Annotated in this window: 5 protein-coding genes; 3 read left to right on the top strand and 2 right to left on the bottom strand. The window is 58.2% G+C overall.

The features are described 5' to 3' along the window. Positions 1–242 precede the first annotated feature (242 nt). Positions 243–1,025 carry a methyltransferase domain-containing protein gene (locus QW379_10435; GenBank protein MEM2870812.1) on the top strand — a complete coding sequence of 261 codons (783 nt, stop codon included), beginning with the start codon at positions 243–245 and terminating at the stop codon, positions 1,023–1,025. A 172-nt stretch (positions 1,026–1,197) separates the two neighbouring features. Here QW379_10435 and QW379_10430 read toward each other — a convergent pair whose 3' ends face one another. Both QW379_10430 and QW379_10425 read right to left on the bottom strand, forming a co-directional pair. Next, positions 1,198–1,968 carry a sugar phosphate isomerase/epimerase family protein gene (locus QW379_10430; protein ID MEM2870811.1) on the bottom strand — a complete coding sequence of 257 codons (771 nt, stop codon included), beginning with the start codon at positions 1,966–1,968 and terminating at the stop codon, positions 1,198–1,200. A gap of 84 nt (positions 1,969–2,052) precedes the next feature. Continuing rightward, on the bottom strand, positions 2,053–2,781 hold the full coding sequence (locus QW379_10425) for an RNA-binding domain-containing protein (GenBank protein ID MEM2870810.1): 729 nt from the start codon (positions 2,779–2,781) through the stop codon (positions 2,053–2,055). A 182-nt stretch (positions 2,782–2,963) separates the two neighbouring features. On the opposite strand from QW379_10425, the gene QW379_10420 reads away from it, so the two are divergent. Both QW379_10420 and QW379_10415 read left to right on the top strand, forming a co-directional pair. Continuing rightward, complete coding sequence (locus QW379_10420; GenBank protein ID MEM2870809.1) at positions 2,964–3,425, top strand: DUF5788 family protein; 462 nt, start codon at positions 2,964–2,966, stop codon at positions 3,423–3,425. Between the two features lie 917 nt (positions 3,426–4,342). Then, on the top strand, positions 4,343–5,110 hold a 768-nt coding region (locus tag QW379_10415), incomplete at its 3' end, for a hypothetical protein (protein MEM2870808.1).

The raw sequence follows: 5,110 nt of genomic DNA, 5'->3' as shown, positions 1-5,110 counted from the left end.
GGTACAATACAGACAAACCGCATATGAGTCTTAATTTGGATAGAGCCGAGACCCCGATTCAGGCGTTCGTGCGCAAGCTCAGGCCTCATGAGCGGAAGGAGTATTTAAAGGTCCATAAGGAGGAGTTTTGAGGATGGGTAGAACAAAGACCACCTGGAAGCGCCGAGAAGAAGTAATTTTAGGATATCACATCCCTCCGCCGCCCGCAAAGACTAATAACAGCGACATCAATTTGAGCGCCGGTGGAGAGAACCGACGCGGGCTACGACGCCGCCCTGGAGTTCTACGACCAGTACTACGGCGAGCTCTTTGACCTCCAGTTCTACGCCGCGCTGGCTCGCAGGTTCGGCTCGCCGGTTCTGGACGCGATGTGCGGGACCGGGCGCCTCGCCATCCCGCTCGCGCGGGCCGGGTACGACGTTGTGGCCTTCGACTCTCACGAGGGCATGCTCGCACTCGCCAGAAAGAAGCTCGAGGCCGAGGGTGAAGAAGTAAAGCGGAGGCTCGAGCTCCGCAGGGAGGATGTCCGCTCATTCGACCTGGGCCGGGAGTTCAACCTGATAATTGTCGCCCTAAGCTCCTTCCTCCATCTGATCGAGCCTGCGGACCAGGACGCCGCCGTCGCGTGTCTCAAACGCCATCTGAGCCTTGACGGCGCGCTGGCGGTCGCCTGCCTCAACCCCCTCTCACTGCGCGGGGGCCACCCTGACGGCCTGAGCGTGACCAGAATTCTGCCCGATGGGAGCAGGGTCTGCAGGCGCAATACAGTCGAGGTCGACAGCGAGAGCGGCCTGCTCCACATGCGCTTCCGCTGGGAGCACGTGGGGCCGGCGGGCTGCCGCGTCGTGGACAACGAGTTCGACCTGAAGCTCCTCCCGCCCAACAGGCTCAAGGCGCTGCTCGAGGGCGCGGGTCTCGAGATAATGGAGAGGTGGGGCGGGTACAGCGGGGAGCCCCTGACCTCGAGCAGCAGATGGATCGTTTTCGTGGCGCGGAGGAGGCCCGTGGTCCATCTGAGGGCGTGAAGCGGCTAAATGAGAGAGGGGGCTCCGAGAGCGACTTAGCCCTCGAATTCACCCGGGCGCTCTGAATTCGGTGCCCGTCGGTGCATGGGGGTTCAGATTCGCCCGGCTAGGCGACGAGATGGCCTGAGGCTCGGCTCCTGTCTAGGACCCGAGCTTTTCGCAGGTGATTCTGTCAGGAGTCTTGTCCCAGCAAGCCCTCCAGAACCCTCCGGCTCTCAACGCCCTCCTCCAGCGTGTTGGCCTCGATTACATAGGTTCCCCTGTAATCTCTCAGGGCGCGCAGAGCAGGGGCGAGCGGCGCGGTCCCCCTCCCCAGAACGAGATGCTCGTCCCTCTCACCTGTGTTGTCGTGGATGTGGACGTTAGTGAAGCGCGGCGCGAGCTCTAGGAACTCCTCCACATTTCCGCAGGTGTGGGCGTGGCCGATATCGAAGCACAGGCCCAGCCCCGTGCCCTCGACAAGCCGCAGCACCTCGGCCGGGGTCTGGAAGAGCAGGGCCCTCATTCGCGGCATATTTTCCACTGCGACTGGCACCCCGTGCTCCTCACGCGCGGCGTCGAGCCTCCTCATCGCCGCGAGCGCCAGCTCTCGGACGCGCCCCGGAGCCATTCTAGACACGGGCGACATCAGGCCAGGGTGGACGGTGACGCAGAGCGCTCCCAGCTCAGCGGCAATGGCGATGGTCTCGACTGTCTCGGCCATCGAGGCCTCGCGTACCCTCTCCGAGAAGGATGTGATGTTGATATCGCTCAAGGGCGCATGGACCTGAAGCTCCATATGATTAGACCCGAGGAATTCGCGAAGGAACTGTCTGATTGCTCTCAGGTGGTGCCTGTACTCCGCCACGACCTCCCAGACGGAGAACTTCCCCAGAATTCGGGGCGCCACCTCCTCCACAGGCTCATGGCAGAGGGCTGGAACTGAGACTGCGATTCTGTTCACCGGTCCGGCCCCCCTCCCGACCCCCCAAGCTTCATCGCGCGCCGACACAGCGCATGATCCTCAATCGCCCAGGCTCGAACCAGGCTACTCTTCCTCGTCCTCCCCGCCCCCTTCGAGTTCCCTCCTCCAGTCCCAGGGCTCGCCCCTTTTCCACTGCAAATGCGCCTCTCGCCAGATACCCTTTCCGCCGGCGGCTACGCGCTTCCCACTCAGTTTCAGCTGCTTCCTAGTGTCCGGTGCAACGCTGTCTATCAGGGCCATCAGCCCTGGGTGTTCCAGCCTGACAGTGATGTCGCCCAATGGACTCTCTCCTTCGGAGAAACTCACCTTTCCCACAAAAGCGGCCTGCTTGTTCAGCCTGAATACAGTGAGGCTCTCGCCCTTCATTCCCTTCAGGAGAACCCGGCGGGCGGCGTCGCGAATTCTCTGGCGCCTGAGTAGCTCAGCGAATTTCGCCACCGACTCTCCCCTGCCCACGAGTCTGTACTCGGGCTGGACGGTCACAGCACCGGTGGCGCTCTGAATCACGGGCTCAGGCCCTCTTTGCTCTCCGGCAGGGGGCTTTCCTTCCCCCTTCCCTCCCACGCATTCCCCCGCCCATGTCTCCTTTCCGGTGCCATTTCCGGTGCCTCCTCCCCTCCCCTCGCCTTCTTCAACTATTCGATCTTCAGCCGTTCCCCGCTCTTCCGGGCCCTGCTCCCGACCCCCGGACTCGACTCCCTCGAATTTCAGGTCCGGGAAAATGTTCAGCATCGCCCTCCGGACCTTCTCCCCGTCCTCGCTCGGCTTTACAGACGCCTCTACGGTCAGCATCCGCCTCTCCGTGGCGAAATATGGACTATCGGGAATTAATTTTTCGGAAGGATGGGAGACACGGGCCGTTCCTCGGACCCCTTATGCCCTTCCGAGTCCGGGCGCGCTCGGTGCCGAGGGCGCCATTGAAAAGCGCCCAAGACCCCACTACTTCATTAGGACCAAGACCCATTCATGCTCCCGTGAGCGGTGGGGGCGACGAGGAACTGGTTAACTGGGACGGTGTGCTGAGCCCTGATGAAAGGGGGCGAATACTGGCAAGAATTCGCTCCGCATTCGCAGAGGTTGGGACCAGAATTCCGGATTTCGTCGAGGTGGAAGGGAGGAAGCTCCCGCTCAGGGAAACCGTGCTAGCCTATCTAGAGAGGGAGCGATGGACGCGCCGAGAGCTGGGCGAGGTCGATGCGCTCTGCGCCGCCCTCGAGGGAAGGGTAGCGGAGCTCGAGCGCTCTATCAGGGAAGGGGACATAGACGAGGCCTCCGCGTTGGCGCTGATGAGGGAGGCGCTGGGCATCCTGAGGGCGTTGAGCCACTTGAGAAAGCTTGGCGACGCCGGAGAAAGGAGCGTGGCGAAGGAGGCCCTGATGAGCAGGGTGGAGGACGAAAGGAGGTGGCTGCGCTTCGTCAGGAGGGTTAGGGGGTAGGGCTCGGCGGGCAGATTTTAAGCTCAGGGTCATTTAAATAGGCAGCTCTATCTCTAAAAAAAGCTTAAAAATAATCAGTCTAATTAATGACTTGCAGGGGAGGTTGAGGCATGGGTAACCATAAATGGTTCCTATTGATATTTGTTGTGATCCTGAGCACGCCACCAATGGTGAGTTCTTTATCTCACGGGCCTCCGGAAATTGACGGGGCCTACACTGCGGAGAGTAGGATAGATTGCAGAAACGGCTCCTACGAGCCATGGTGGAAGTACGAGTGGAACTATAGAAGGCCTGTGATGATAGACAATCGGGGAAATCCCACGAGCATTTCAGGTTATCAAATCCTATTGAATATTACATGGACGAGCCATATGAAAACGGACTTTTCGGACCTCAGGTTTGTGCAATTCAACTCTTCAACTAACACCTATATCCCACTCCCCTATTGGATAGAAAATCAAAATAATGGGAAATATGCCTGTGTGTGGGTAAATGTAAGCAGTCTCGCAGGAGGAGCTTTCACAACTGTCTATATGTATTATGGAAATTCCGGAGCGGCGTCGGAAAGTGATGCCAGCACGACATTCTTATTCTATGATGGATTTGATGGCGGCAATCTGAATCTTAATAATTGGACTGTGGAGGACAATTCAGTCATCACATATACTATTTCGGGGGGAGTCTTGAAGGCGTTCGGGAGTTCTTCTTATAAAGGAAACGAAGAGCGATATAAAACAAATTTCCCCATAACCTCGAGTGGTTATGCAATATCCTCCATTTTAAGAATTGGTACACCCAATGCAGGCCTGAAAATGGGCGCTTACGTGGGATATTATTACAGCACCGCCTGGAAAATATCTGCTGTCGGACAAATTGGTAACGGCTGGGATGGCCACAATGAGATAGGATTATATCGCGTGGGATGGGCGTACGAGAACGGAATTATACTCGATCCTTCTGATATCGATGGGCGCTATTATAATTATGAGATAAGGCTACTGGACTGGTCCATCGGAAAAGTGCAGATATTAATAAACGGCGTCGATAAAGGGACCTACACCAATTCGCTCATAGCGAGCACGACACTCTACCCAACCCTTATCGCCACAATAGATACCTGCACAGATGCCGAGATTCACTTTGACAATATCTTCGTCCGCAGATACATCACGCCCGAGCCCTCGGTAAACCTTGGTGAGGAGGAGAGGCCAGTCAAATTCAAGAGCTTCTCCGTCGCTCCTAGCCTCCTCAACGAGGGCGACGTGCTGGAACTCAATGCAACCTTCGAGAACCCCGCGCCCGACGAGATAAGAATTCGGGTCTCTCTACACGATGGAGAGAGCTTCGAGAGCTCGCGCGAGATATGCGCAACGGAGCTCCCTCTGGCCCCGCAGGCCGAGACTGAGGTTAGCTTCAAGTGGATTCCCGATGGCGGGAGCCACACCGTCTGGCTGGCGCTCATGGGCACACCGCTCGCCTCAAGGACGCTCTACGTGAACCGCTACCCGGTCCTGAGCCCGATAATGGACCAGGTCGCGAGCCAGGGGAAGAACTTCAGGCTGCTCATCTTCGCAGAGGACGCCGACGGCGACAGGCTCAACTGGAGCGAGGACTGCCCGCTGTTTGACATTATACCGCGCGGCGAGCAGAGCGCCGAAATCAACTTCACACCGACAAATGACGAC

The organism is Thermoplasmata archaeon (assembly GCA_038851035.1).
GTDB lineage: Archaea > Thermoplasmatota > DTKX01 > VGTL01 > VGTL01 > JAWCLH01.
The sequence above is the reverse complement of the archived record's forward strand: the minus strand, read 5'-3'. Positions and strand labels throughout refer to the sequence as shown.